At 60.5% G+C, this 901-nt stretch carries 1 protein-coding gene; it reads right to left on the bottom strand.

Features of this window, described 5'->3' with window-relative positions; translation table 11 throughout:
- On the bottom strand, positions 1-901 hold a 901-nt coding region (locus tag HP459_RS23170; RefSeq protein ID WP_171936953.1), incomplete at both ends, for a glycoside hydrolase family 3 C-terminal domain-containing protein.

Here is a 901-nt window from a genome sequence, read left to right as displayed (position 1 = left end):
GGTACCGGCGAACCAGGTTTCCAGAATGGCGTCAGCCTGCTGGTCTTCTTTCACCAGCGCCAGCGGACGCCCGTTCATCAGCACCAGCACCAGCGGCTTGCCGGTGGCTTTCAGGGCCGCGATCAGGTCACGCTGGCTTTGCGGGATAGTGATGTCGGTCCGGCTGGAGGCTTCGTGCGCCATCCCCTGCGCTTCACCCACCACGGCGACCACCACGTCGGACTGCTTCGCGGCGTTAACCGCTTCGTCGATCATCTCTTTCGGCGTGCGTGGATCCACCTTCACCGCTTCCTCATACTGGTTGAGGAAGGTCACGATGTCTTTATCGTCGGTGACGTTCGCGCCTTTGGCGTAAACCACTTTTGCATTATCACCCACAGCGCTCTTAATGCCTGTCAGCACGGTAACGGACTGATCCGCCACGCCTGCGGCGGACCAGCTGCCCATGACGTCACGCTTGCTGTCGGCCAGCGGACCGACCACGGCAATGGTGCCGGATTTTTTCAGCGGCAGCGTGTCGAGACGGTTTTTCAGCAGCACCAGGCTTTCGCGCGCCACTTCGCGGGCTTCTTTGCGGTGCAGGCGGCTTTCAGCATTGGTGTCTGCCGGGTCAGACTCCTTCGGCCCCAGATGGCTGTAAGGATCGTTAAACAGCCCCATGTCATATTTCACGTTCAGCACGTGGCGAGCGGCATCGTCCAGCTCCGCCATCGTCACCTTGCCGCTCTTCACCAGCCCCGGCAGGTATTTGCTGTAGTATTCGTCGCTCATGCTCATGTTGATCCCGGACTTGAGCGCCACGCGTACCGCATCTTCCGGGTCAGACGCTGTGCCGTGCTTGATCAGCTCTTTAATCGCCCCGTGATCCGAAACGGTGATGCCCTTGAAGCCCCACTGGTCG

This window comes from Enterobacter sp. CM29 (assembly GCF_013179605.1).
GTDB classification, from domain to species: Bacteria; Pseudomonadota; Gammaproteobacteria; order Enterobacterales; family Enterobacteriaceae; genus Enterobacter; species Enterobacter intestinihominis.
This window is presented reverse-complemented; position numbering and strand designations above follow the sequence as displayed.